The 26,020-nt window shown below is 54.4% G+C and carries 25 protein-coding genes; 14 read left to right on the forward strand and 11 right to left on the reverse strand.

The genetic code is table 11. The features are described from left to right. Nucleotide 1: 1 nt before the first annotated feature. The 3 genes from LZP96_RS09305 to LZP96_RS09315 all read right to left on the reverse strand — a co-directional run bounded on the left by LZP96_RS09305 (nucleotide 2) and on the right by LZP96_RS09315 (nucleotide 3,963). Nucleotides 2-2,545 (reverse strand): fimbria/pilus outer membrane usher protein, encoded by a 2,544-nt coding sequence (locus LZP96_RS09305; protein ID WP_064326531.1) that lies wholly within the window; start codon nucleotides 2,543-2,545, stop codon nucleotides 2-4. A 9-nt stretch (nucleotides 2,546-2,554) separates the two neighbouring features. Beyond that, complete coding sequence (locus LZP96_RS09310; RefSeq protein ID WP_064326530.1) at nucleotides 2,555-3,247, reverse strand: fimbrial biogenesis chaperone; 693 nt, start codon at nucleotides 3,245-3,247, stop codon at nucleotides 2,555-2,557. A 140-nt stretch (nucleotides 3,248-3,387) separates the two neighbouring features. Beyond that, nucleotides 3,388-3,963 (reverse strand): fimbrial protein, encoded by a 576-nt coding sequence (locus tag LZP96_RS09315; protein ID WP_064326529.1) that lies wholly within the window; start codon nucleotides 3,961-3,963, stop codon nucleotides 3,388-3,390. Nucleotides 3,964-4,465: 502 nt separating this feature from the next. On the opposite strand from LZP96_RS09315, the gene flhB reads away from it, so the two are divergent. The 5 genes from flhB to bglB all read left to right on the forward strand — a co-directional run bounded on the left by flhB (nucleotide 4,466) and on the right by bglB (nucleotide 11,066). Beyond that, the gene (flhB, locus tag LZP96_RS09320) at nucleotides 4,466-5,614 is read left to right on the forward strand and encodes a flagellar biosynthesis protein FlhB (RefSeq protein WP_064326528.1); all 1,149 of its coding nucleotides are present in this window, start codon (nucleotides 4,466-4,468) and stop codon (nucleotides 5,612-5,614) included. Continuing rightward, entirely contained in the window at nucleotides 5,607-7,685 is a 2,079-nt protein-coding gene (flhA, locus tag LZP96_RS09325) for a flagellar biosynthesis protein FlhA (RefSeq protein WP_064326527.1), read from the forward strand. Before flhB ends, flhA begins: the two co-directional genes overlap by 8 nt. Then, entirely contained in the window at nucleotides 7,685-8,077 is a 393-nt protein-coding gene (gene flhE / locus LZP96_RS09330) for a flagellar protein FlhE (protein WP_064326526.1), read from the forward strand. The genes flhA and flhE overlap by 1 nt, the downstream gene beginning before the upstream one ends. 261 nt (nucleotides 8,078-8,338) lie before the next feature. Beyond that, complete coding sequence (locus LZP96_RS09335; RefSeq protein WP_064326525.1) at nucleotides 8,339-9,922, forward strand: MFS transporter; 1,584 nt, start codon at nucleotides 8,339-8,341, stop codon at nucleotides 9,920-9,922. 4 nt (nucleotides 9,923-9,926) lie between these two features. After that, the gene (gene bglB / locus LZP96_RS09340; RefSeq protein WP_064326524.1) at nucleotides 9,927-11,066 is read left to right on the forward strand and encodes a beta-galactosidase BglB; all 1,140 of its coding nucleotides are present in this window, start codon (nucleotides 9,927-9,929) and stop codon (nucleotides 11,064-11,066) included. A 44-nt stretch (nucleotides 11,067-11,110) separates the two neighbouring features. Here the strand turns inward: bglB and argS are convergent, their stop codons facing one another. Next, nucleotides 11,111-12,844 (reverse strand): arginine--tRNA ligase, encoded by a 1,734-nt coding sequence (gene argS / locus LZP96_RS09345; protein ID WP_064326523.1) that lies wholly within the window; start codon nucleotides 12,842-12,844, stop codon nucleotides 11,111-11,113. A gap of 238 nt (nucleotides 12,845-13,082) precedes the next feature. On the opposite strand from argS, the gene LZP96_RS09350 reads away from it, so the two are divergent. Beyond that, the gene (locus LZP96_RS09350; protein WP_064326522.1) at nucleotides 13,083-13,643 is read left to right on the forward strand and encodes a VOC family protein; all 561 of its coding nucleotides are present in this window, start codon (nucleotides 13,083-13,085) and stop codon (nucleotides 13,641-13,643) included. Nucleotides 13,644-13,719: 76 nt separating this feature from the next. Further along, a complete protein-coding gene (gene cutC / locus LZP96_RS09355) occupies nucleotides 13,720-14,463 on the forward strand; it encodes a copper homeostasis protein CutC (protein WP_064326521.1) in 744 nt (247 codons plus the stop codon). Between the two features lie 125 nt (nucleotides 14,464-14,588). Here cutC and cmoB read toward each other — a convergent pair whose 3' ends face one another. Genes cmoB through LZP96_RS09380 form a run of 5 tightly spaced genes read right to left on the reverse strand, consistent with a single transcriptional unit; the run spans nucleotide 14,589 to nucleotide 18,166 of the window. Beyond that, nucleotides 14,589-15,560, reverse strand: coding sequence for a tRNA 5-methoxyuridine(34)/uridine 5-oxyacetic acid(34) synthase CmoB (gene cmoB / locus LZP96_RS09360; protein WP_064326520.1), 972 nt, complete (start codon nucleotides 15,558-15,560; stop codon nucleotides 14,589-14,591). Continuing rightward, nucleotides 15,557-16,297 (reverse strand): carboxy-S-adenosyl-L-methionine synthase CmoA, encoded by a 741-nt coding sequence (gene cmoA / locus LZP96_RS09365; protein WP_064326519.1) that lies wholly within the window; start codon nucleotides 16,295-16,297, stop codon nucleotides 15,557-15,559. The genes cmoB and cmoA overlap by 4 nt, the downstream gene beginning before the upstream one ends. A gap of 40 nt (nucleotides 16,298-16,337) precedes the next feature. Further along, nucleotides 16,338-16,733, reverse strand: coding sequence for an MAPEG family protein (locus LZP96_RS09370; RefSeq protein WP_064326518.1), 396 nt, complete (start codon nucleotides 16,731-16,733; stop codon nucleotides 16,338-16,340). 51 nt (nucleotides 16,734-16,784) lie between these two features. After that, nucleotides 16,785-17,603, reverse strand: a complete 819-nt coding sequence (locus tag LZP96_RS09375) for a DUF72 domain-containing protein (RefSeq protein ID WP_064326517.1) — start codon at nucleotides 17,601-17,603, stop codon at nucleotides 16,785-16,787. Continuing rightward, nucleotides 17,600-18,166 (reverse strand): hydrolase, encoded by a 567-nt coding sequence (locus LZP96_RS09380; RefSeq protein ID WP_064326516.1) that lies wholly within the window; start codon nucleotides 18,164-18,166, stop codon nucleotides 17,600-17,602. The genes LZP96_RS09375 and LZP96_RS09380 overlap by 4 nt, the downstream gene beginning before the upstream one ends. Before the next feature lie 263 nt (nucleotides 18,167-18,429). Between LZP96_RS09380 and aspS the strand changes: the two genes are divergently transcribed. From aspS to LZP96_RS09415, 7 genes are all read left to right on the forward strand, one after another. After that, a complete protein-coding gene (aspS, locus tag LZP96_RS09385) occupies nucleotides 18,430-20,208 on the forward strand; it encodes an aspartate--tRNA ligase (RefSeq protein WP_064326515.1) in 1,779 nt (592 codons plus the stop codon). A 1-nt stretch (nucleotide 20,209) separates the two neighbouring features. Beyond that, nucleotides 20,210-20,653 (forward strand): dihydroneopterin triphosphate diphosphatase, encoded by a 444-nt coding sequence (nudB, locus tag LZP96_RS09390; protein WP_064326514.1) that lies wholly within the window; start codon nucleotides 20,210-20,212, stop codon nucleotides 20,651-20,653. Between the two features lie 27 nt (nucleotides 20,654-20,680). After that, complete coding sequence (locus LZP96_RS09395; RefSeq protein WP_064326513.1) at nucleotides 20,681-21,421, forward strand: YebC/PmpR family DNA-binding transcriptional regulator; 741 nt, start codon at nucleotides 20,681-20,683, stop codon at nucleotides 21,419-21,421. A 34-nt stretch (nucleotides 21,422-21,455) separates the two neighbouring features. Next, nucleotides 21,456-21,977: a crossover junction endodeoxyribonuclease RuvC gene (gene ruvC / locus LZP96_RS09400; RefSeq protein ID WP_045444124.1), complete on the forward strand. Its 522-nt coding sequence runs from the start codon at nucleotides 21,456-21,458 to the stop codon at nucleotides 21,975-21,977. A 78-nt stretch (nucleotides 21,978-22,055) separates the two neighbouring features. Beyond that, nucleotides 22,056-22,667 carry a Holliday junction branch migration protein RuvA gene (gene ruvA / locus LZP96_RS09405; protein WP_064326512.1) on the forward strand — a complete coding sequence of 204 codons (612 nt, stop codon included), beginning with the start codon at nucleotides 22,056-22,058 and terminating at the stop codon, nucleotides 22,665-22,667. Nucleotides 22,668-22,675: 8 nt separating this feature from the next. Continuing rightward, complete coding sequence (gene ruvB, locus LZP96_RS09410) at nucleotides 22,676-23,686, forward strand: Holliday junction branch migration DNA helicase RuvB (protein WP_064326511.1); 1,011 nt, start codon at nucleotides 22,676-22,678, stop codon at nucleotides 23,684-23,686. 195 nt (nucleotides 23,687-23,881) lie between these two features. Then, nucleotides 23,882-24,337, forward strand: a complete 456-nt coding sequence (locus LZP96_RS09415) for a hypothetical protein (protein WP_064326510.1) — start codon at nucleotides 23,882-23,884, stop codon at nucleotides 24,335-24,337. A 138-nt stretch (nucleotides 24,338-24,475) separates the two neighbouring features. Here the strand turns inward: LZP96_RS09415 and znuB are convergent, their stop codons facing one another. Together znuB and znuC are read right to left on the reverse strand one after the other, a co-directional pair. Then, nucleotides 24,476-25,264, reverse strand: coding sequence for a zinc ABC transporter permease subunit ZnuB (gene znuB / locus LZP96_RS09420; RefSeq protein WP_064326509.1), 789 nt, complete (start codon nucleotides 25,262-25,264; stop codon nucleotides 24,476-24,478). Next, a complete protein-coding gene (gene znuC / locus LZP96_RS09425; RefSeq protein WP_064326508.1) occupies nucleotides 25,261-26,016 on the reverse strand; it encodes a zinc ABC transporter ATP-binding protein ZnuC in 756 nt (251 codons plus the stop codon). The genes znuB and znuC overlap by 4 nt, the downstream gene beginning before the upstream one ends. Nucleotides 26,017-26,020: the final 4 nt, after the last annotated feature.

Genomic DNA, 26,020 nt, shown 5'->3' on the forward strand with positions numbered 1-26,020 from the left:
CCTACTGACAACGCGCACTGACGGAGCGTATTCCGGCATCTCGAGTGGATGGGTTTGTCGCATCCAGCGTTACGCTGGCACGGCACTGTTGGTTTGATTCATGACCCCACTTAACGTCCAGCTCTGCCGTCTCTTTGACGCCGGCAAGATAGAGGATTCCGCTATCGTCAACGATGCCGCTCAGGACAGGGGTGCCTGAAGTTGTGGCAATCGCCCCAAAGGGGACCGCCTTACCGTCTGGCCGCGTCAGGGTAATCAGCAGGCGGTAACCCACGTGTGCATCGATATGGGCCATGACCGCCGCATTGCGGGAGGGAATCACCGTAACGGCAGTATCGCTGGAATCCACATCCTCTGGCAGACTGGTGGTATCGATGCGAATGCGGTTTTCCTGGTATGCCGTTAATGACGGGATCACCGCGTTACCCTGCCAGTCGGTCTGGATCCCTCGCTGGTTCTGGAAACGTACCCCCGGCGCGTTATTGGCGTTTATGATGGCAAACTGACCGCCGAGGGGCTGGGCTAGCGTCACGCCATGAGGATGCGCCACGATGGCGCCGTTCACGCCGTAACTCAGATGCTGTGAATGGTCGGACGAACTAAAATAACCGGCGTTGATATTGGCGTACTGCGATCGGTAGCTGCCGTAGAGGTTGCTGGAGTCATTCCCGTCGTGGTTCGAAAGACTCTGCTGCAGGGAATAGCTCAGACGCTGATCGTCGAGCAAGGTGCCGCTTAATCCGAGATTGTGCTGGGTATACCCGTGTTTACTATTGCTGAGGTTATAGCTGCTCCAGGCATGCGGCAGCCATTTGCTTAACGGCAGACTCAGGCCAAAGGAGACCATCCGATCGCTCGCTTCGCCATTGGTTTTGCTGTAGCTATAGGCAAGATGGAAACTGACGCCCGCCCAAACAGTATTTAAACCTGCGGATACGCTACGTTCTTTTTTTGAGGTGCCCCAGTAATCCTGCTGATAGCCGTTCAGATAGAGGCTGACCCCGGAAAGTGTCTGGCTAATGTTGGCCTGGATACGGTGACGTTTGTTGTAGCGATACAACAAATTGTCGTCATCGTCATTGTGTTCGACTTTTTGGTTGGCATCGGCAAAGCTGTAATAACCGCTGCTTGAGTAACGGTAGCTGCCTAAGGTGAAATAGGTATCCGTGGCGTCAATTTTACCCGAGTAGAGCAGCCGCCAGGACTGACCGGTGCTTTCCGAGCCGTCGTCGAGTCTCGTGTTGGCCAGGGTGACGTCGACCGAGATCGCGCCAGGCGCGCCGAGCGCAATCCCCGCACCGCTGTTGGCGGCCTGATAATCTTTTGACACCGTCAGCCCGCCAAACCAGGTCAAAATATTATTGATCCCATAGATGAGGCTTCCCTGAACAAAATCAGGCTCATTCTGCTCGCTGCCGCTGTCCGCACGATAACGGCCAGCGGTAAATTCATATTTCATCTGCCCGGGGCGCTGCATTACCGCCACGCTGGAGATGGGCTGGGTGAAACGATGTTCCGTGCCGTCCGCTTCTTTCACCGTAACCTCAAGATCCCCGCTGTTGGTGGTGGAGAAGAGGTCGCTTATTTCGAAGGCCCCCGGCGCAACGTTTTGCTGATAGATGAGGTACCCATTTTGCCTGACCGACACTTCCGCATTCGAGCTGGCGATACCGCGTATAACCGGGGCGTAGCCACGCTGGCTGTAGGGCAGCATCTCTTCATCGGAGACCAGACTGACCCCACGATATTGCAGGCTGTCGAAAACCTCGCCGCGCGTGCTGCTTTCACCGGCGGTGAGCTGAGCTTTCAGGGCATCAATATCGTGCTCGATGTAGGTATTGATGGTGTCCCAGTGGCTTTCGTCCTCTGAATCACTCCAGGTGGAATAATTACGCAGGCGCCAGCCGCCCAGGTTGGCACCGGTCCGCAGGTTCAGATACTGGTTCGAGGTGGTATTGTGGTTTTCATCTTCGTTTTGCGCCCCCGAAAAGGTGTAATCCGTAAAGAGGACCGGCACTCCATCGTCCCACCGGGAAGGATCGATGTAATCCCGTGCATGGCCCGTCATAGCCGCCTGAGGAATGCTTAACTGCAGCGTCATGGTCGTGAAATCAAGCGTGGCGGATGCCTGAGAAATGTACGTTTCCAGGGAACGCGGCAGCGGTTTTTTAGCATCCAGCGCGGCCAGCGCCGGATAACCGTCGATATTGACACCCCATGTGCGCAGCATGTCCGGCGTGAGCTGCGGGACCAGCGCCCCCTGCGGCGTACTGATATAGGTAATATCGGCATCATCAAGCCGGTTATCATTCAAACGGACCCGGGAGGGATAAACGCCGGGAAGCTGGGCATTTGCCCGGGAGAAGAGCGAGAGGTCAATGTCCTGCTGCGTGAGCATCTCACCTTCCAGCGAAGAAGGGGAGAAACGGTATTCACGGGCGGCCAACGAACAGCTCGTGAGCATCAGAATACCGCCCAGACACTGGATAAGCGGATTCAGTCGTAAGCCGTGTCGCGCAAGCAAGAGACGTTGTCCATAAGTCATCTTGTTCTTTTATTCCTGAGCCAGAGTGGTGGTAAATTTTTCAGAGGCGTTGCCGTAATCCGTAATACAGCGCCAGGTAACGTGCACGTCATTCGCTCGTTCGGGCAGCGGAAGAGTGACGCGGGAATGCGGGGCCACCATGTCAGCTTTATCGACCTGCTGGTTACCGACGTTCAGCATGTCAAACGTGCTGTAATAAGCGCCCTCGTTGATCGCCACGAGTTGATTCCCCTGGCGTACGAAGCGCAGGTTTTTGCAGTTGAGCGTAGGGGAACCCGTCAGCTCCGTAGGGCGCCAGAAAAGCTTCAGCCGGGTTTTATAGATGAGCCGTAACACATTTTTCGTGTCATCCTCTGCGGCAGTGGCCGGGATCGTCCGTACGTTCAGATAAAACAGCGATTCTTTGTCCCTGGGCAACGGCGTGCCGTTCCAGGTGATGCGCAGGCTTTGCTCTTTCTGTGGATCCAGGCGAAAAAGCGGCGGCGTGACAATGAACGGCCCACGGGTTTTCCCATCACCGGTATCCGTCCAGGACTGGATGAGCCATGGCAATTCGTTATCGTTATTCTGCAGGAGAAGAGGCACTTCTTTTTTTGACGCTTCATAAACGATACGTGTGCGGCCAATCTGGATCCCTTTGGCATGGCAAAAGGAACCCGCCACTAAAGGCAGACAGAGAAATAAGTGCACTACTGTACGCATACAATAACCTTTAATAAAAAGCATCTGCGATAAACGAGTAATAGTCCGGGTTCAGACCTGGACTATTTCCAAAAAAGCGCTCAGGAAATTAAAAAAACCCTGGAGGCTATAGATGCAATGAATAATAACGAGGCAGGTTATTACCGGTATAAAATATTAACTGTCATATCCGCATCCGCAGGACCTGGCGTAACGTCTGCAGAGAATGATTTATAACGTGCGTTAAAATCGGCTCTTATAGTATCATTGGTCACTTGTGTAAGCTGGATGTAAATCTGTCCTTCGGCGCCATCCATGGTAATGAACCGCGTATTTTGTCCAGCCGGACTCACGGCAATACCAATGCCGGTTGCGGCCGTATCACCTAATGAGTTGATTTTACTGACATCTAACAGAGTGGGCGACTTGGTTACTGCTGTCGTTCCTGTGAATGTAAGCTGTATAGACCGCAAGCCTTCACTACTCAAAGGGCAGTTGGCTAAAATGATTGAAAATGGAGACAGCGCGGTTTCTTTCCCCACTGTATCAAAGGTCGATTTCATAAAAGTTCCTAACGGAACGTTATTATCGTTTCCGTTATTTCCTTCAATCGTACAGCTCGGTTCAATAATCGAACCCGTAAAATGAACAACGCCTGCATTCATATCAGCAGCCGATACGCTGACGCTTGCCAGTGCCATAACAGCACCTGCAACAATATTTTTCTTAAAATCCATCTGTAAGAAATCCTTTGTCCTGAGAATTCAATAAAGCGCGTGAAAAATGTAACCTTTAATTCTTCCCTTCGCATAAGAGTATAACGCTTTATCATTTGTGAATAAAAGCATGTCTCGTCTGATATTATTTATCATAGGGCGGATGGCCGTGAGGCGTAAAATGCCATTTGACGGGATTTTGATGTTAAATATTTATCTTTTCCGGCCTCTTACATCATCGTAATAAATAGTAGCGGCCTGAATAATGTTTTAATGCGGTTTTTTTTAAAATCATCTGAATATAAATTGATCATTTTCAGAAGAGTTAAAACCATTTTGTAAAATAAATCACGGTGGATGGCGTGGGCTAAACGACCCTGCTTTGTTAACAGCATCGCGCCTGCCCATCGGTGTTCTTACCTCAAACTGGCTAAAAAGGGCGGGTTATGGGGGCTTTTCGGGGCATTGATGAAGCCGGGGTCTGGCACTATTAGGCAGATTAAATGGGCAGCGAGCGCGCACTGTGGCAGAAGACAGCGACGACAAAACAGAAGCCCCCACACCCCACCGACTAGAAAAGGCGCGTGAGGACGGGCAAATCCCCCGATCCAGGGAGCTGACATCTTTACTGATTTTAGTGGTAGGGGTGTGCATCATCTGGTGGGGAGGGGAGTCGCTTGCCCGCAGACTGGCCGGGATGTTAACGGCGGGGCTGCGTTTTGACCACAGCATGGTCAACGATCCCAATCTGATTCTAAGCCAGATTATTCTGCTGATTAAAGGCGCGATGGTAGCGTTGCTGCCGCTCATCACCGGCGTGGTTCTGGTGGCTTTGATCTCCCCTGTCATGTTAGGTGGGCTGGTCTTTAGCGGCAAATCACTGCAACCCAAGTTCTCCAAGCTCAATCCCATCTCAGGTATTGCGAAGATGTTTTCCGCTCAGACGGGCGCGGAACTGTTAAAAGCCGTCCTGAAATCACTGCTGATGGGCAGCGCGGCCGGTTTTTATCTGTGGCACAAGTGGCCAGAGATGATGCGTCTGATCAGTGAATCGCCCATGACGGCGATGAGCAATGCGCTGGATTTGGCCGGCATGTGTGCGCTGCTCGTGGTGCTGAGCATCATCCCGATGGTGGGTTTTGATGTCATCTTCCAGATATTCAGCCATATCAAAAAGCTGCGGATGTCACGCCAGGATATTCGTGATGAATATAAGCAGATGGAAGGCGACCCGCATGTTAAAGGGCGTATCCGTCAAATGCAGCGCGCCGCGGCGCGTCGTCGCATGATGGAAGATGTGCCAAAAGCGGACGTGATTGTGACGAACCCGACGCATTACTCCGTGGCGCTCCGTTACGACGAAAACAAAATGAGTGCGCCAAAAGTGGTGGCGAAAGGGGCAGGGCTGATTGCGCTGCGTATCCGCGAAATCGCCACTGAAAATCGCGTGCCGATCCTTGAAGCGCCCCCTCTGGCGCGTGCGCTCTATCGACATGCCGAAATTGGACAGCAGATCCCGGGCCAGCTTTACGCCGCAGTGGCAGAGGTATTGGCCTGGGTATGGCAACTTAAACGCTGGCGTTTAGCAGGCGGTCAACGCCCTGTGAAACCTGATAATCTTCCTGTGCCTGACGCACTGGATTTCTTGAACGAGAAGGACTCTGATGGCTAATCTGGTGGCAATGTTGCGCCTGCCGAGCAACCTGAAATCGACCCAATGGCAGATCCTGGCCGGACCGATTCTCATCCTGCTAATTCTGTCGATGATGGTCTTGCCTTTACCGGCATTCATCCTCGATTTGCTTTTCACTTTCAACATTGCGCTCTCCATCATGGTGCTGCTGGTGGCGATGTTCACCCAGCGTACGCTGGAGTTTGCGGCGTTCCCGACCATTCTGCTCTTCACCACCTTACTGCGACTGGCGCTGAACGTGGCGTCGACGCGTATCATTTTGATGGAAGGCCACACCGGGGCGGCGGCGGCGGGTAAAGTTGTCGAGGCGTTTGGCCACTTCCTGGTGGGCGGCAATTTCGCGATCGGTATTGTGGTGTTTGTCATCCTGGTGATTATCAACTTTATGGTTATCACCAAAGGGGCAGGGCGTATCGCCGAAGTAGGCGCGCGTTTTGTTCTGGATGGGATGCCGGGTAAACAGATGGCCATTGATGCGGATCTGAACGCCGGGCTTATCGCAGAAGATGAAGCGAAAAAACGTCGCTCCGAGGTAACCCAGGAAGCCGACTTCTACGGCTCCATGGATGGTGCGAGTAAGTTTGTGCGCGGTGACGCCGTTGCAGGCATTTTGATCATGGTGATCAACGTGGTCGGCGGGCTGTTGGTCGGGGTGCTTCAGCATGGCATGGACATGGGACATGCGGCAGAGAGTTATACGCTACTGACCATTGGTGATGGTCTGGTGGCGCAGATCCCGGCGCTGGTGATCTCCACGGCGGCGGGTGTCATTGTGACCCGCGTGAGCACCGATCAGGATGTGGGTCAGCAGATGGTAGGCCAGTTGTTCAGCAACCCACGCGTGATGTTGCTGTCTGCTGCTGTTCTGGGGCTCCTTGGCCTTGTGCCGGGCATGCCAAACCTGGTCTTCCTGCTGTTTACGGCCGCACTTCTGGGCCTCGCCTGGTGGATGCGCGGACGTGAAGATAAACCGGCGGTCGATCCGACTCCGGTAAAATTGCCGGAAAATACCCAGGCGGTAGAAGCCACCTGGAATGATGTACAGCTCGAAGATTCACTGGGCATGGAAGTGGGTTATCGGCTGATCCCAATGGTGGATTTTCAGCAGGATGGTGAACTGCTGGGGCGTATTCGCAGTATTCGTAAGAAATTCGCGCAGGATATGGGCTTCTTACCCCCTGTGGTGCATATCCGTGACAACATGGATTTACCCCCAGCCCGTTACCGTATCCTGATGAAAGGGGTGGAAATTGGCAGCGGGGATGCGTACCCGGGACGCTGGCTGGCCATCAACCCGGGCACGGCCGCCGGAACCTTGCCGGGCGAGCAGACCACCGATCCGGCCTTTGGCCTGGCGGCAATCTGGATCGAGAGCGCCCTGAAAGAGCAGGCGCAAATTCAGGGATACACCGTGGTGGAAGCCAGTACCGTGGTTGCAACGCATCTCAACCATCTGATTGGTCAGTTCTCCGCCGAGCTGTTTGGGCGTCAGGAAGCGCAGCAGCTGCTGGATCGCGTCACTCAGGAGATGCCAAAACTGACGGAAGACCTGGTCCCGGGCGTTGTGACATTAACCACGCTGCATAAAGTCCTGCAAAATCTGCTGGATGAGAAGGTGCCGATTCGCGATATGCGTACCATTCTGGAGACGCTTGCCGAGCACGCCCCTCTGCAAAACGATCCGCACGAACTGACCGCCGTGGTTCGCGTGGCGCTGGGACGCGCGATTACGCAGCAGTGGTTCCCGGGAACCGGCGAAGTACAAGTTATTGGCCTGGATACCCCGCTGGAACGCTTGCTCCTGCAAGCCCTGCAGGGCGGTGGCGGGCTGGAGCCGGGTCTGGCGGATCGCCTGCTGGCACAAACACAAGAAGCGCTGGCGCGACAGGAGATGCTGGGCGCACCGCCGGTATTGCTGGTCAATCATGCGCTGCGTCCTCTGCTTTCACGCTTCCTGCGCCGCAGCCTGACGCAGCTGGTTGTATTGTCGAACATGGAGTTGTCAGACAACCGCCATATTCGTATGACCGCCACCATTGGAGGCCAGTGATGCGTAAATGGCTCTGGATTTTACTCTTCCCGTTGATGGCACATGCCGCCGGAGAAGGCGCGTGGCAGGCAAGCAGTACGGGGATCACCCTGAGCAATCGGGGCGTGGCTGCTTCCTCGCGTCCGCTTGCCGCTGGTGAACAGGTGTCCGGTTTAATGACGCTGGTGGTCTGGCGCTATCAGCTGATTGGCCCGACCCCGGCAGGCCTGCGGGTGCGGCTATGTTCCCAGACGCGCTGCACCGAGCTGGACGGTGAAAGCGGTACAACGCACGCTTTTACCGGCGTGCCCGCCATTGAGCCGCTGCGCTTTATCTGGGAAGTTCCCGGTGGGGGACGTCTGATCCCTGCCCTGAAAGTGCAAAGTAACCAGGTGATTGTTAACTACCGCTAATTGCCTGTCTTTTCACCAGTCATCAGGTGATTCTGATGACTGGCTCGCAAAATATGACCCTGCCTTTTGATGCAAAAGAAACGCTGTTTTATAAATCAGTGACACGCGTAGCGATACTCTTTGCATTTTTGCCATCGCCTCCCGCGTGATGGCAGAAACAGAAAGGTATCAACACATCGATACTTTTACTGTAGCCGTGTAAAAACTCCCGGACGAGATTTGCTTACAGGGAGTCTCCCAACACTTAAAGGGTTGACGGCAATGAAAACACGTAAAATAGGACTCGCAAATTATCTTGCTTATGGGTCGGGCGATTTTCTGGGAGCGGGCACGACAGCGCTGACCGCCGCCTGGCTATTGTACTTCTACACAACCTTCTGTGGACTCACGCCGATAGAGGCGACCTTTATCTTTGCCGCCGCAAGGGTGCTTGATGCGGTTGTCAGCCCGTTAATGGGTTTCCTTACCGATAATTTCGGCACCACCTGGCTTGGCAAACGCTTTGGCAGACGTAAGTTCTTTATCCTGCTGGGTATTCCGTTCGTGTTCAGCTACTCATTAATGTGGGTCGGGGACATGAGCTTCTGGTATTACCTTCTCACCTACCTGATCTTTGATATCGTCTACACCATGATTCTGGTCCCGTACGAAACGCTGGTGCCGGAAATGACCGACGATTTTAAACAAAAAACCAAATTCTCCGGTGCCCGTATCTCAATGGCGCAGATGTCGGCTATCTTAGCCTCCTTCCTGCCAGGCATTCTGCTGACGCATTTCGGTAAAGATAATGCGGTCTCTTTCTTCTACGCGAGCCTGGTCTTCTCGGTGCTGTGCGCGATGATGCTGACCTTTGTCTGGTTCTTCACCTGGGAACGTCCGCGTGAAGAGTGGTCTGAAGCTGCGCTGCGCGCAGAAGAGGAGAAGAAAAAACTGACGCTGGGCCAGAGCCTGAATCGCCTGTTCGTCGAGTTAAGCTCCACGCTGCGGGTGAAGATTTTCCGCCAGCATCTGGGGATGTATCTGGGGGGCTATATTGCCCAGGACGTCTTCAACGCGGTCTTTACCTACTACGTGGTGTTCGTGCTGATGCAGGAAGCGTCAGTGGCTTCAAACCTGCTGGGCACCATGGCTATATTCCAGTTTATTGCCGTTATCGCCATGATACCGCTGTGCATCCGCTTTGGACCGGCACCGTCGTATCGCATGGTGGTGGTGCTGTTTGGCCTGGCGTCTGTCTCTTACGCCGTGCTCTATTACGCCGGGCTGAGCGACGTTTACGCTCTGCTGCTGCTGGTCTCTGCGGTTGCCGGTTTAGGTCGCGGGGGGATCAACTATGTGCCCTGGAACATCTACACCTATATTGCCGATGTGGATGAGGTCATTACCGGGCAGCGCCGTGAAGGGATCTTCGCCGGTATTATGACCCTGACCCGTAAAGCCTCACAGGCTGGCGCCATCATGCTGGTCGGGATCGTCATGCAGATGTCCGGCTTCGTGAGCGGACAGAAAACGCAGCCTGAGGAAGTCAGCCACACCATTCTGATGATCCTGAGCGTCGGGACCATTCTGGTACTGATTTGTGGCTTCCTGGTCTCGCTGCGCTTCAAACTCAATCTTCAAACCCACAGTACCCTTCGCGAAGAGACCGCCAAAATGCGTGAGTCTGGTCATGCCATGCCGGAAACCGCGACGCCGGAGGCGCGAGCTACCGTTGAACTGCTGGCCGGTATGCCGTACGAATCATTGTGGGGAAACAACAATATTGGTTATCTGAATCGTAATAAACCGGTTGCACCTTCCCTGAAGGATCGCGCGGTACTGAATTCGACATATCACAGAGGTTAAGAATATGAAGGTTTGGCCTGTCAAACATAGCCCATTACTGCGTCAGCCAGAGCATTTCATTGCCCGGGATGAACTGAAATCGTTGATTGAGAAGGTGACATTTAGCCTGGTCAATATCCACGATAAAACCGGCGAATTTCTGCTGCGGCTGGACGACGGGCGCGTTATCGACACCAAAGGATGGGCGGGTTGGGAATGGACGCACGGTGTGGGCCTCTACGGTATCTGGCAGTATTACTGCCAGACCGGGGATGCTGCCATGCGCGCCATTATCGACAACTGGTTTACCGATCGCTTCGCGGAAGGCGCCACGACCAAAAACGTGAATACCATGGCCCCGTTCCTGACGCTTGCCTACTGCTACGAAGAGAAGCCCACCCCAGCCTGGCTGCCGTGGCTGGAGAGCTGGGCGGAATGGGCCATGAACGAGATGCCGCGCACGGATCACGGCGGCATGCAGCACATTACGCTGGCGGAAGAGAATCATCAACAGATGTGGGATGACACCCTGATGATGACGGTTCTGCCGCTGGCGAAGATTGGTAAGTTGCTCAATCGCCCGGAGTATGTGGAAGAAGCGATCTATCAGTTCTTGCTGCACGTACAGAATCTGATGGATCGGGAGACGGGTCTGTGGTTCCACGGCTGGAACTACGACGGGCAGCATAACTTTGCGAAAGCACGCTGGGCGCGCGGTAACAGCTGGCTGACCATCGTTATCCCGGACTTCCTGGAACTGGTGGACTTACCGGAGAACAGTGCGGTTCGCCGTTATCTGGTCCAGGTATTGAATGCGCAAATCGCGGCGCTGGCCAAATGTCAGGATGAGAGCGGGTTGTGGCATACCCTGCTCGACGATCCTGACTCCTATCTTGAAGCATCGGCGACGGCAGGCTTTGCCTACGGAATTCTGAAAGCCGTGCGCAAGCGCTATGTCGGGGCGGAGTATGCAGAGGTCGCTGAGAAGGCGATTCGTGGCATCGTGAAAAACATTTCACCTGAAGGGGAGTTGCTCCAGACGTCATTTGGCACCGGCATGGGTAGCAATCTGGAGTTCTATCGCCAGATCCCGTTAACGTCTATGCCTTACGGTCAGGCCATGGCGATTTTGTGTTTAACGGAGTATTTGAGAAAGTATTTCTGATAATAAAAAACCCGGCGATTGCCGGGTTTTTTATTTGCCTGCGATTACATACGCTCTACGGTTTCAATGCCGAGCGTATCCAGACCCAGCTTCAGCGTTTTCGCGGTAAGCTGCGCCAGTTTCAGGCGGCTGTTGCGGATCTCTTCGTTCTCTGCGGTGAGAATAGGGCAGTGTTCGTAGAAGCCTGAGAACAATCCCGCCAGGTCGTACAGGTAAGCACACATCACATGCGGAGTACCTTCGCGCGCGACCACGGTGAGCGTCTCTTCAAACTGCAACAGACGCGCCGCGAGCTGGGCTTCACGATCTTCGTTGATAACGACGAGCGCGTGGTCCAGCGTGCTTTCATCGATATTGGCTTTACGGAATACAGAGAGTACGCGGGTGTAGGCGTACTGCATATAAGGCGCCGTGTTCCCTTCAAAGGCCAGCATGTTATCCCAGTCAAACACGTAGTCTGTGGTACGGTTTTTTGACAAGTCGGCATATTTAACCGCGCCAATACCGACCACGTTCGCCAGTTTTTCCAGCTCGTCTGCGGACATATCCGGGTTCTTTTCCGCCACCAGACGACGGGCGCGTTCCAGCGCTTCGTCCAGAAGATCGGACAGCTTCACCGTACCGCCCGCACGGGTTTTAAACGGCTTGCCGTCTTTTCCGAGCATCATGCCGAACATGTGGTGCTCCAGCGGAACGGAATCCGGCACGTAGCCCGCTTTGCGCACGATGGTCCACGCCTGCATCAGGTGCTGGTGCTGGCGGGAGTCGATGTAATACAACACGCGATCGGCGTGCAGCGTTTCGTAGCGGTACTTCGCGCAGGCAATGTCGGTGGTGGTATAGAGATAGCCGCCATCTTTTTTACGGATGATAACGCCCATCGGTTCGCCGTCTTTGTTCTTGTATTCATCCAGGAAGACGACCGTTGCGCCTTCGCTTTCCACCGCCAGCCCTTTGGCGGTTAAATCTTCAACGATACCCGGCAGCATCGGGTTGTACAGGCTTTCACCCATGACATCATCACGCGTCAGGGTCACATTCAGACGGTTGTAGGTGAGCTGATTCTGGGACATGGTGATGTCAACCAGCTTGCGCCACATTTCGCGGAAGTAGGCGTCGCCACCCTGTAACTTCACCACGTAGCTACGGGCGCGTTCAGCAAAGGCTTCGTCCTCGTCGTAATGCTTTTTCGCATCACGATAGAAACCTTCCAGATCGGCCAGCGCCATTTCGCCGGCATTTTCCTGCTGCTGCTTTTCGAGCCAGGCGATAAGCATCCCGAACTGCGTACCCCAGTCGCCAACGTGGTTAGCGCGAATGACTTTGTGCCCCAGGAATTCGAGCGTACGAACCGCAGCATCGCCGATAATGGTTGAACGCAGGTGGCCTACGTGCATCTCTTTGGCGACGTTGGGTGCCGAGTAGTCAACCACCACAGTCTGCACATCGGGTTGAGCAACGCCCAGGCGATCCGACTTGAGTGCGTCATCAACGTGACGCGCCAGGAATGCAGGCTCCAGGAAGATATTGATAAAGCCCGGCCCGGCAATTTCCGTTTTGCTGGCGATACCGTCAAGATCCAGATGCGTCAGCACCAGCTCAGCGAGTTGTCGTGGCGGCATGCCCAGTTTTTTCGCTACGGCCATCACGCCATTGGCCTGATAGTCACCAAACTGTACTTTTGCTGACTGACGAACCTGCGGTTCGCAATCCGCAGGGGCGCCTGCGGCAATCAGTGCCTGACTGACTTTTTCGGAGAGAAGAGCCTGAATATTCACCTGGATACCTTACCTTATTGATGAGGGTTAACGACCACCCGCACCCGTTTTAGAATTTAGGGCGGGAGTATACTGCAAATGGCACCTGGCGTCAGCATTGCAGGCGCTCAACAGTGCGCAGAAATTAAGCAAAGCAAAGCTGCATAAACATGCAGAGAAGAAAGGGACAAATTGACGGTTGGTTAGGGCTGCTCAACAGAGTAAATTAACGGTTTTGTACGTGGATGAGAGAACCCTGATGGCGCACTGGCAAACCCTTGACGAACTGCATGATATTTCCGCAGATTTACCACGATTCACCCTGGCGTTCACAGAACTTGCCACCCGATTGGGGCTGGATATTGCGCCTCTTGATGCCGATCACATCTCTTTGCGCTGCCATCAAAATGCAACAGCGGAACGCTGGCGTCGCGGATTTGAACAGTGCGGAGAGCTGCTCTCTGAAAACATCATCAACGGGCGTCCTATCTGCCTGTTCAGGTTGCACGAGCCCGTCTGCGTCGCGCACTGGCAGTTCACTGTTATTGAGCTGCCCTGGCCGGGTGAAAAACGCTATCCCCACGAAGGCTGGGAGCATATCGAGATTGTGCTGCCGGGCGATCCGGACACGCTGAATGCGCGTGCGCTCGCGCTGCTGTCTGATGAAGGCTTAAGCAAACCGGGCATTTTTGTTAAAACCAGCTCACCGAAGGGCGAGCGTGAGCGATTACCGAACCCGACGCTTGCGGTAACCGATGGGCAGGTGACCGTTAAATTCCATCCCTGGACGATTGAACAAATTGTTGCCAGCGAAGCCTGAGCCTGTGACGTCGCGCCGGTTACTCCGTGAATCGGCATGGCAAAATGGCGCGTGACCAAAATTTAAGGAGGAATGAATGGCGCTGCTGGAGATATGTTGTTACAGCGCGGCGTGTGCTCTGACCGCACAACGCTGCGGAGCCGACCGCGTAGAACTCTGTGCTGCCCCAAAAGAGGGGGGGTTAACGCCGTCCTGGGGCGTGTTAAACGCGGTGCGCCAGACGGTGACCATTCCGGTTCATCCTATTATTCGCCCCCGTGGCGGAGATTTTTGTTATTCAGGCAGTGAATTTGACGCCATGCTCAATGATATCGCCCTCGTGCGCGAGCTGGGGTTTCCGGGTCTGGTAACGGGCCTGCTGGATGCGGATGGGCATGTGGATATGCCGCGTATGCGTCAAATTATGCAGGCCGCCGGGGGCCTGGCGGTTACTTTTCATCGAGCCTTTGATATGTGCGTCGATCCGCTACAAGCGTTTGAAAAGCTAGGTGAACTGGGTGTGGCGCGTATCCTCACCTCCGGTCAGCAATCCTCTGCTGAAAAAGGACTGCAATTAATTACGGAACTAAAAGCACATTCCCGTGTTCCAATAATAATGGCGGGTGCAGGTGTTCGTGCCAGCAATCTGGAGATGTTTTTAAACGCAGGGGTTGAAGAGCTTCATAGCTCAGCGGGTAAGTGGATGCCTTCGCCCATGCGGTATCGCAATACAGGGTTGTCAATGTCGACTGACGCCGAAGCGGATGAGTACTCCCGCTATAGCGTAGATGGAGAGTCGGTTGCGGTAATGAAATCGATGATTGACCGTTATCACGTGTAGCAACGTAACGATTTTTACCGCGCATCATGTCGCCCAATATGATGCTTGCTCGTACCAGGCCCCTGCAATTTCAACAGGGGCCTTTTTTTCGCCTTAGCGCTCACCCGCAGTGGCGTCGCAGACGTTCAGGGTTTTGTCGCAATCAGCACTGCGCGCATGGGTGCCGGATAGCCTTCGATGGTTTTGCTGCGATCGTTCGGGTCCAGGAATTCAGCCAGCGATTCGGTGGTGAGCCACTCGGTACGGCGCTGTTCTTCCGTCGAGGTGACGCAAACATCAGCAATACGCACGTCCACAAATCCGCACTTTTCCAGCCAGTTTTTCAGCGCCAGTGCAGAGGGAATAAAATAGACGTTACGCATTTGCGCGTAGCGGTCACCCGGAACCAGTACGGCGTTTTCATCCCCTTCAATGACCAGCGTTTCCAGTACCAGCTCGCCACCGCTGACCAGCTGGTCTTTCAACTGCCAGAGATGTTCCAGCGGGGAGCGGCGATGGTAGAGCACCCCCATTGAGAAGACCGTATCGAATGCGGCAAGAGCAGGGAGCTGTTCAATCCCCAGCGGCAGCAAATGCGCACGCTGATCGTTACCCAGCAGTTTACGCACCGCTTCGAACTGGCACAGGAAGAGCTGCATCGGGTCAATACCCACGGCCAGATGCGCCCCTGCGCCGATCATCCGCCACATGTGATAGCCACTACCGCAGCCCACGTCGAGGATGGTGCGACCGGTCAAATCAGACAGATGCGGCAATACACGATCCCATTTCCAGTCAGAACGCCATTCGGTATTGATATTCAGGCCATATAACGAGAACGGCCCTTTACGCCACGGCATCAGGTTGCGCATGAGCTTTTCAAGACGAATCATCTGGCCTTCGCTCAGCGGCTCTTCGCTTTCGGCGGTGACGCTGTGCAACAGATCCAGTTTGTAAGGCGTCATTTCCGGCAGGAATTCAACGGCGTTGCTCCACTGCTTAAACTGACCGTGAAGCTGATCGCGCTGCCAGGCGGCCACCTGCGCGGGCAGCGTCTCCAGCCAGTGGGACAGATGGTTTTTAGCGATAAGCTGATAGAAGTTGCCGAACTCAATCATGCCTGACCGCCTTTCAGTGCCACCAGTGACCCGAAGTTAAAGCACTGGAACCACAGCTCGCTGTGGGCAAATCCTGCCTGATGCAGTCGGGCTTTATGGGTTTCGACAGAGTCGGTGAGCATGACATTTTCCAGCATGCTGCGTTTCTGGCTGATTTCCAGTTCGCTGTAGCCATTTGCCCGCTTGAAATCATGGTGCATATTGAAAAGCAGTTCGCCCACCGTGGCATCCTGGAAGCTGAATTTTTCTGACAGCACCAGCGCGCCGCCGGGGTTCAGCCCCGCGTAAATTTTGTCCAGCAACAGCTGGCGATCGTCTGGCTCCAGAAATTGCAGGGTGAAATTGAGCACCACCATTGAAGCGTTGTTGATCTCGACGTGGCGAATATCGCCTTCGATGACATCCACCGGGGTAGGCGCTTTGTACGCGTCAAGATGGCGACGGCAACGTTCAACCATTGCCGGAGAGTTATCGACCGCAATAATTTTGCAGCCGTCGTGATGAATATTACGACGAACGGACAGCGTCGCGGCGCCCAGTGAACACCCCAGGTCATAGACCTGCGTGCCGGGTTGAACGAAACGCTCCGCCAGCATGCCGATCATAGAGATAATATTGGAATAACCGGGAACAGAGCGCTGGATCATATCCGGGAAGACTTCGGCTACCCGTTCATCAAAGGTCCAGTCGCCCAGGCTGGCGATAGGCGCGGAAAAAAGCGTGTCGCGATCAGACATAACGTAAAAATCCGGGAAAAATAAAGTGGCGTATTGTGCGCTAATGAAACGAGAAAACCAACTCCCACGGCATATACCACAGGTTAGCCAGCACCATCAGCACAAGGGCTGACCAGGTGGCGCTCATGCCCGAGCGACGCCAGCGAAACAGACGGTTGTGAAAACCGTAATAATGCATCAGGCGTCCGGCGATCAATAACAGACCGCAGACGTGCACCATCCAGGTTTCGGCGCCGTTCATTTCCATAAACAGCAGCAAAATCAACGCCACGGGAATGTACTCCACCGCATTGCCGTGAACGCGGATAGCGCTTTGCAGCTCGGAGAATCCGCCGTCGCCATAGGAAACGCGATACAGCATTCTGAGGCGCACAACATCAAACGAAAACTTAATCAGCAGTAATGCACCTAACACCGCATACAACGCGCTGACCATACAAACTTCCTTTTTTATTGGCAGATGGCACTTCTATGATAGGGGCTGTAATTAGAAAAGAGAAGATTGTTGTGGAATGGACGGCGGCTGACCGACCGACGGAACCGCGCGCTGCAAGGCGTGCCAAAGAACATCGACCAGTTGCGGCGCCTGGGCGATATCCGGCGTGTGCAAAAAGAGGTAGGGCGTGGTGGTTTGTTCCCATTTCGGCAACGTTTGCAGCCAGACGGCGAATAACGCCTGGTTTTGCTGCATGTTATCGCTGCCGATAAACCTCACCATGGGGTTTTGCGCCGTCAGGACGGCATGAACGGGAACTTTGGGTTTTTTACGCTGGGCCTCGATGATGGCTTCGCTATGGGGGATGGCGCTGTGTACGGGGCGGCTGTCGAGAATAACGCGATTGACTCCCCGCTCATGCAGTCCACGATTAAGCGCTATTTCAGCCTCTCCCTTGGCGAAAAACGCCTGATGTCTGACTTCAACACCATAGGTAAATTCGCGGGGCAGGGCGTCAAGAAACGACCATAACGCCGGCAGATCCCGGGGACCAAAGGTCGCCGGTAATTGCAGCCAGTATTGTCCAATACGCCCGGCCAGCGGCGATAGACGGTTGAAAAACGCCTCGGTTAAATCACCGCAGTTGCGCAGCGCCGCATTATGGGAGATGGTGGCCGGGAACTTGAAACAAAAGCGAAAATTATCGGTGGTCTGTGCATACCAGCGATCGACGATTTCTGCACGGGGCAGGGCATAAAGTGTGGTATTGCCCTCAACGCAGTTAAAGTATTGCGCATACTCTTCAAGGCTGGTGATCCCGAGCCGCACCCATTTCGGGTGCGACCACTGGGGCAGGCCCACGTACATCATAGCGCGTTCAAAATCTCGTCGGTGGAACGCACATGACCCAGGCGAGGGAAGATGTGGGTCATACTGCCCTGGTGCTGTTCAGCGGAGCCTGCACTGCACGCATCTTCAGCGATGATCAGCTTAAAGCCCAGCTCCCAGGCGTTACGGGCGGTCGATTCCACGCCGATGTTAGTGGAGATCCCGCAGAGAATAATCGTATCAATGCCGCGGCGACGCAACTGAAGTTCCAGGTCGGTACCGTAGAACGCGCCCCACTGACGTTTAGTGACTTCGATATCGCTGTCCTGTTTGCCCAGCGCCGTGGGATAGGTCCACCAGTTTTCCGGTAAGGAGGCGCCAGGGACGGGGGCGTCGACAGGTTGTTTTAACGCGTCGGCGAAATCCGCCGACCAGCCGACCCGCACCAGGATGACCGGTGCGCCAGCGGTGCGGCATTTCTCTGCCAGACGGGCGGCGCGGGCCACTACGTCATCAGCGGTATAAGGGCCGCCAGCAAAAGGAAGAATGCCTTCCTGGAGGTCAATGACCACGAGGGCGGTTTTGGCAGCGTCGAGTGTAAACATGATAACTCCGGTTAAATGAATTGCTTCGTCACACCTTACGACGAGAAAGCCTGTTGAAGATCGGATAATTTTGTTAATTTTTGTGAGAATGCGCAATAAGAGCGCAGCAATCGCGCCTCTGGCGCGCTTCTCTCTTATCGTGCGGCGGAATTTCCAGTATAATAGCCGCCTTTTTTCACCCATTAGTGACATACAGAAAGCTGCGACATAGTGGCCTGTTCAACAGGCGACATTTAGCCTGCGGCTAAATTAAGGGATATCTCATGCGTACAGAATATTGCGGGCAGCTGCGTCAGTCCCACGTTGGGCAGCAGGTTACCCTGTGTGGTTGGGTCAACCGTCGTCGTGATCTCGGCAGCCTTATCTTTATCGATATGCGCGACCGCGAGGGGATCGTTCAGGTCTTCTTCGATCCCGATCGTGCCGATGCGTTAAAACTGGCCTCCGAACTGCGTAATGAGTTCTGCATCCAGGTTACCGGCACCGTGCGTGCGCGTGACGAAAAAAACGTGAATACCGATATGGCTACCGGCGCCGTGGAAGTGCTGGCCTCCGATCTGACCATCATTAACCGTTCAGACGCACTGCCGCTCGACTCCAATCACGTCAATACCGAAGAAGCGCGCCTGAAATACCGCTACCTTGACCTGCGTCGCCCGGAAATGGCGCAGCGTCTGAAGACGCGTGCGAAAATTACCAGCCTGGTGCGTCGTTTCATGGACGACCATGGTTTCCTGGACATTGAAACCCCGATGCTGACCAAAGCGACGCCGGAAGGCGCACGCGACTATCTGGTCCCGTCCCGCGTTCATAAAGGGAAATTCTACGCGCTGCCGCAGTCTCCTCAGCTGTTTAAACAGCTGCTGATGATGTCTGGTTTCGATCGCTACTATCAAATCGTTAAATGCTTCCGCGACGAAGACCTGCGTGCTGACCGTCAGCCAGAATTTACACAGATCGACGTGGAAACCTCCTTCATGACCGCTGAGCAGGTGCGTGAAGTGATGGAAGCCCTGGTGCGTAATCTGTGGAATGAAGTGAAAGGCGTTGAACTGGGTGATTTCCCCATCATGACCTTTGCCGAAGCCGAGCGCCGCTACGGTTCCGACAAACCAGACCTGCGTAACCCAATGGAGCTGGTGGACGTGGCTGACCTGGTGAAATCCGTTGAGTTCGCGGTCTTTGCCGGCCCGGCTAACGATGCGAAAGGGCGTGTCGCTGCGCTGCGCGTTCCGGGTGGTGCCAGCCTGAGCCGTAAGCAGATTGACGACTACGGTAATTTCATCAAGATTTACGGCGCGAAAGGCCTGGCCTATATCAAAGTGACCGAGCGTGCGAAGGGCCTGGAAGGCATTACCAGCCCGGTGGCGAAGTTCCTGAACGCGGAAATCGTGGACGCTATCCTTGAGCGCACTGGCGCACAGGACGGCGACATGATCTTCTTCGGCGCGGACAACAAGAAAGTGGTTGCCGATGCGATGGGTGCGCTGCGCCTGAAGCTGGGTAAAGACCTGAGCTTGACCGACGAAACCAAATGGGCTCCGCTGTGGGTGATCGACTTCCCTATGTTCGAAGACAACGGTGAAGGCGGCCTGACCGCGATGCACCACCCGTTCACGTCGCCAAAAGAGATGAGCGCGGCAGAGCTGCAAGCGGCACCGGAAGAGGCTGTCGCCAACGCGTACGACATGGTGATCAACGGCTACGAAGTGGGTGGCGGTTCCGTGCGTATTCACAGCGGCGACATGCAGCAGACCGTCTTCGGTATTCTGGGTATCAATGAGCAGGAGCAGCGCGAGAAGTTCGGCTTCCTGCTGGACGCGCTGAAATACGGCACGCCTCCACATGCGGGCCTGGCGTTTGGTCTGGATCGTCTGACCATGCTGCTGACCGGTACCGACAACATTCGTGACGTTATTGCCTTCCCGAAAACCACGGCGGCAGCCTGTCTGATGACTGAAGCACCAAGCTTTGCTAACCCGGCCTCGCTGGCTGAACTGGGCATTGATGTGGTGAAAAAAGAGTCGTCGGAGAATAAATAATATGATGTTCAAGCGCCCGGTCTCTGTTTTGGTTGTGATTTATGCCCAGGACACGAAGCGGGTGCTAATGTTACAGCGGCGCGACGATCCTGATTTCTGGCAGTCGGTTACCGGCAGCCTGGAGGAGGGTGAGACCGCGTCGCAAGCCGCCGCGCGCGAAGTGAAGGAAGAAGTCTTGATTGATGTTGCCGCCGAGCAGCTGACCCTGAAAGACTGCCAGCGAACGGTGGAGTTTGAAATATTTAGCCATTTACGTCATCGCTATGCGCCGGGCGTTGTGCGCAATAAAGAATCCTGGTTTTGCATTGCGCTGCCACGCGAGCGGGAGGTCGAGTTCACGGAACACCTGACCTACCGTTGGGTGGATGCGGCGGATGCCGCCGCGTTAACCAAATCGTGGAGCAACCGGCAGGCGATTGAAGAATTTGTAATTAACGCAGCCTGAAAAGGCGCGCTCTTTGAGGAAATTTTTATGGCAGGTCATAGTAAGTGGGCCAACACTAAACACCGCAAAGCGGCACAGGATGCCAAGCGCGGTAAGATCTTTACCAAAATCATTCGCGAGCTGGTGACGGCGGCGCGTCTGGGCGGCGGCGATGCGGGTTCCAACCCACGTCTGCGTGCGGCTATCGATAAAGCGCTGTCTAACAACATGACGCGTGACACCCTGAACCGTGCGATTGCGCGTGGCGTGGGTGGCGATGACGACGCGAACATGGAAACCATCATTTATGAAGGTTACGGTCCTGGCGGTACGGCGGTGATGGTTGAGTGTCTGTCTGACAACCGTAACCGCACCGTGGCAGAAGTGCGTCATGCCTTCACCAAAACCGGTGGTAACCTGGGTACTGACGGCTCCGTGGCTTACCTGTTCAGCAAAAAAGGCGTGATCTCCTTCGAGAAAGGCGACGAAGATGCAATCATGGAAGCCGCTCTGGAAGCCGGTGCTGAAGACGTGGTGACCTTCGACGATGGCGCGATTGACGTGTACACGGCATGGGAAGAGATGGGCGCAGTGCGTGATGCACTGGAAGCTGCTGGCCTGAAAGCGGACAACGCTGAAGTCTCAATGATTCCGTCAACGAAAGCGGACATGGATGCGGAAACGGCACCGAAACTGCTGCGTCTGATCGACATGCTCGAAGACTGTGACGATGTGCAGGAAGTGTATCACAACGGTGAAATCTCTGATGAGGTTGCAGCGACTCTCTGATGAGAGCGCTTAAACCGTTTACGGGAGATGCGTGATGTCGATTATCCTCGGGATTGACCCCGGCTCACGCATTACCGGTTATGGCGTTATCCGTCAGGTTGGACGCCAGTTAACCTACCTTGGCAGCGGCTGTATCCGCACCAAAGTCGATGATTTACCCTCGCGTCTTAAGCTTATTTACGCTGGCGTATCGGAAATCATCACCCAGTTCCAGCCCGACTATTTCGCCATAGAGCAGGTCTTTATGGCAAAAAATGCCGATTCGGCATTAAAGCTGGGCCAGGCGCGCGGGGTTGCCATTGTGGCGGCGGTGAATCAGGATCTGCCCGTGTTTGAGTATGCTGCGCGGCAGGTGAAACAAACCGTTGTCGGGATTGGTAGCGCAGAAAAAAGCCAGGTACAGCACATGGTGCGTACGTTGCTGAAACTGCCTGCGAACCCGCAGGCCGATGCCGCCGATGCCCTGGCGATTGCCATTACGCATTGCCATGTCAGCCAGAATGCAATGCAGATGAGTGACACGCGGCTCAATCTGGCACGAGGCAGGTTACGATAATCACAAATCAGGCTGGATGTTTATCCAGCCTTTTTTTATTATGGCGGCAGTTCTTATTTTAATGCGCAGGAGCGTCATGTGATAGGCAGACTCAGAGGCACCATCCTTGAAAAACAACCCCCTTTAGTTTTGCTGGAAGTGGGGGGCGTGGGTTATGAAGTCCATATGCCAATGACCTGCTTCTACGAACTGCCGGACGCCGGGAAAGAGGCGATTGTTTTCACCCAATTCGTGGTACGAGAAGACGCGCAGCTGCTGTACGGATTTAACAACAAGCAGGAACGTATGCTGTTCCGTGAGCTGATCAAAACTAACGGCGTCGGCCCGAAGCTGGCCCTGGCTATCTTATCCGGCATGTCTGCTCAGCAATTTGTGAATGCCGTTGAACGTGAAGATCCGGCGGCGCTGATTAAATTGCCTGGAATCGGTAAGAAAACCGCAGAACGTTTGATTGTCGAAATGAAGGACCGCTTTAAAGGTCTGCACGGCGATCTGTTCACGCCTGCCTCTGACCTTGTACTCACGTCGCCTTCAGGTCCGTCTGCAGACGACGCGGAGCAGGAAGCCGTGGCGGCGCTGGTAGCGCTCGGCTATAAGCCACAAGAGGCGAGCCGTATGGTGAGTAAAATTGCTAAGCCTGACGCTAACAGTGAAACTCTGATTCGTGAAGCGCTACGCGCTGCATTGTGAGGTAAAGGATGATTGAAGCAGACCGCCTGATATCGGCCGTCAGTACCCTACCGGAAGATGTGGTGGATCGCGCGATCCGTCCAAAGCTTCTGGAGGAGTACATTGGTCAGCCACAGGTTCGCTCGCAAATGGAAATCTTTATTCAGGCGGCGAAGCTTCGCTCAGAAGCGCTCGATCATCTGCTGATTTTCGGCCCGCCAGGGCTGGGCAAAACCACCCTGGCCAATATCGTCGCCAATGAGATGGGGGTGAATCTACGCACCACCTCCGGTCCGGTGCTGGAGAAGGCGGGCGATCTGGCGGCGATGCTGACCAACCTCGAACCGCATGACGTGCTGTTCATTGATGAAATTCACCGTTTATCCCCCGTGGTGGAAGAAGTTCTCTACCCGGCGATGGAAGATTATCAGCTCGATATCATGATTGGTGAAGGACCGGCGGCGCGCTCGATTAAAATCGATCTGCCGCCTTTTACGCTCATTGGTGCGACGACGCGAGCGGGTTCGTTGACGTCCCCTCTGCGCGATCGTTTTGGCATTGTGCAGCGTCTTGAGTTCTATCAGGTGGCTGATTTACAAACCATCGTCGGGCGCAGTGCGCGCTTCATGGGCCTGGAGCTGAGCGATGACGGGGCGTACGAAGTGGCAAAACGTTCGCGCGGTACGCCGCGTATCGCCAACCGCCTGCTGCGCCGCGTGCGTGACTTTGCCGAAGTGAAGCACGATGGCACCATCTCGCTGGACATCGCTGCCCAGGCGCTGGACATGCTCAATGTAGATGCTGAAGGATTTGATTACATGGATCGCAAGTTACTGCTCGCGATACTGGATAAATTCTTCGGCGGGCCGGTTGGGCTGGATAACCTGGCGGCGGCAATCGGTGAAGAGCGCGAGACCATTGAGGATGTTCTGGAACCCTATCTGATTCAGCAAGGATTCTTACAGCGTACCCCGCGTGGACGTATGGCGACGGTGCGCGCGTGGGACCACTTCGGGATCACTCCGCCCGAAATGCCGTAATGATGAGCAGGCGGGATGTTCAATTCCGCCTGTGATACTGACCGATTATTTACCTCATCCAGGTTATTATCCATATTATTTTTGGATAAATTTAGCCTCTCTTTTATTTTAGATAATTCACTCATGTCTCTAAGATGAATTTATAGCGATATCCCTGCTATATATTAATTTCATCACCTCATGAGGAATAATACAATGAAAGCAATGAAGACTCTGACTATTGTCGCGCTGACAATGGCGGCTATGTCTGGCGTAGCGAATGCCGCTATTTCCCAAACCCAGATATGGAAAATGGTCGATCACAAACTTGAAAACACCAGTAACGGGCAAACATTATGTATGACTGGCGCTGCGTTCGAGCAGGCGACGATGGAGACATGTGGTATTAAACCCACTACGCAGGATATTCGTGAGCCTAATTTCTCAATTAATGGAGCGCTGCTTCTGGATACCTATCCAGACTATGCTTTCGCACCCTTAAGCGGGAAAATTTATTTGCGCGAGTATGACCCAATTGGGAGCAACTGGGATCATATTAACGGACAACTGAAAAAAGTGGATACCGATGGTGTTCTTAAATGTCTTGATATTGAAGGCGGAATAAACGTCCCTGGTGCCAAATTACATTTAGCAACCTGTACCAATAAATAAAATAAGCACAGATAATTACATCTGTGCTTATTTATATATGCGCCCGGCATGGGCGCACTCCGGTGGGTGTAAGTCTCGCCATGAGTTGATCACAGCACATGAAGCGAAGCGCTACACTCTATGGTGGTAATGGGTCATTCAGGCATTCGGTTGTTTTTTCATCATACTGAAAATAAACAACACCGCCGCACACAACACCACCGACGGCCCCGCAGGTGTGTCATAAAACGCCGAGAAGGTTAACCCGCCCGTTACGGCAATCATCCCGATAACCACGGCCACACCGGCCATCTGCTCCGGCGTACGGGCAAAACGACGCGCCGTTGCCGCAGGGATGATCAGCAGCGACGTAATAATCAGCGCCCCGACAAACTTCATCGCCACGCCAATGGTTAACGCCGTTACCAGCATCAGCAGCAGCTTAACGCGCTGCAGCTTCACGCCGTCGACGAAGGCCAGGTCCGGGCTCACGGTCATGGCCAGTAAATTCCGCCACTGCCAGAGCAGAATACCGAGTACCACCACCACGCCGATGGCGATGGAGAGTAAATCTTCCGGCGTGACGGCGAGCAGGTCGCCGAAAAGATAGGCCATCAGATCGACGCGAATATTCGACATCAGACTGACCACCACCAGACCCAGTGAGAGCGCGCTGTGGGCCATAATGCCAAGCAGCGTATCAATGGCGAGGTGAGGGCGCTTTTCGAGCCAGACCAGCCCGGCCGCAAGCAGAAGCGTGACCACGATGACCGCGTAAAAAGGATTAACATCTAAAAGCAACCCAAAGGCCACGCCCAGTAACGAGGCATGGGCCAGCGTATCACCGAAATAAGACATTCTGCGCCAGACCACAAATGAGCCAAGTGGCCCCGCCGCGCAGGCGAGCATAATCCCGGCCAGCCAGCCGGGCAGTAACAATTCAATCATGAGTGTCCATTTCCCCGACGCAGAACAATTCGTCCTTGCAAATCATGGCGATGATTATGGTTATGGCGATAAATGCCCAGTTGCTCAGCCCCGCGAGAACCAAACATTGAGATAAATTCCGGATGCATGGAGACAACCTCCGGCGTGCCAGAGCAGCAGATGTGATGGTTAAGGCAAAGCACTTCATCGGTTTTCGCCATGACCAGATGCAGGTCGTGGGATACCATCAGCACCGCACAGTCCAGCTCACGGCGCAGCTGATCGATCAGATCGTAAAGTGCGACCTGACCATTTACATCCACACCCTGAGTCGGTTCGTCCAGCACCAGCAACTGAGGCTTGCTCAGTAGCGCTCGCGCCAGCAACACGCGCTGGGTTTCACCCCCGGAGAGTTTTTGCAGCGGCGCATCCATCAGATGGCCGGCCTGTACGCGTTTTAACGCGGGCAAAATATCCGCTTTACGTGTGCCAGGGCGCAGACGCAGAAAGCGGCTGACCGTAAGCGGCAACGTGGGATCCAGATGCAGCTTTTGAGGAACATAGCCAATGCGCAGTTTGCTATCTCGCTTGATAACGCCTTTTTCAGGTGCTACCAGGCCCAGTACCACGCGCACCAGCGTTGATTTACCCGCGCCGTTTGGGCCGAGTAAGGTCAAAATTTTACCGGGTTTCAGATCCAGTGACACATCCGACAGGACGCGGCGTTGGCCGAAAGAGACGGAGATATTTTCGAGTGAAACTAAAGTCGTCATGTCA

Origin of the sequence: Huaxiibacter chinensis (assembly GCF_022171985.1) — a bacterium.
GTDB lineage: Bacteria > Pseudomonadota > Gammaproteobacteria > Enterobacterales > Enterobacteriaceae > Enterobacter > Enterobacter chinensis_A.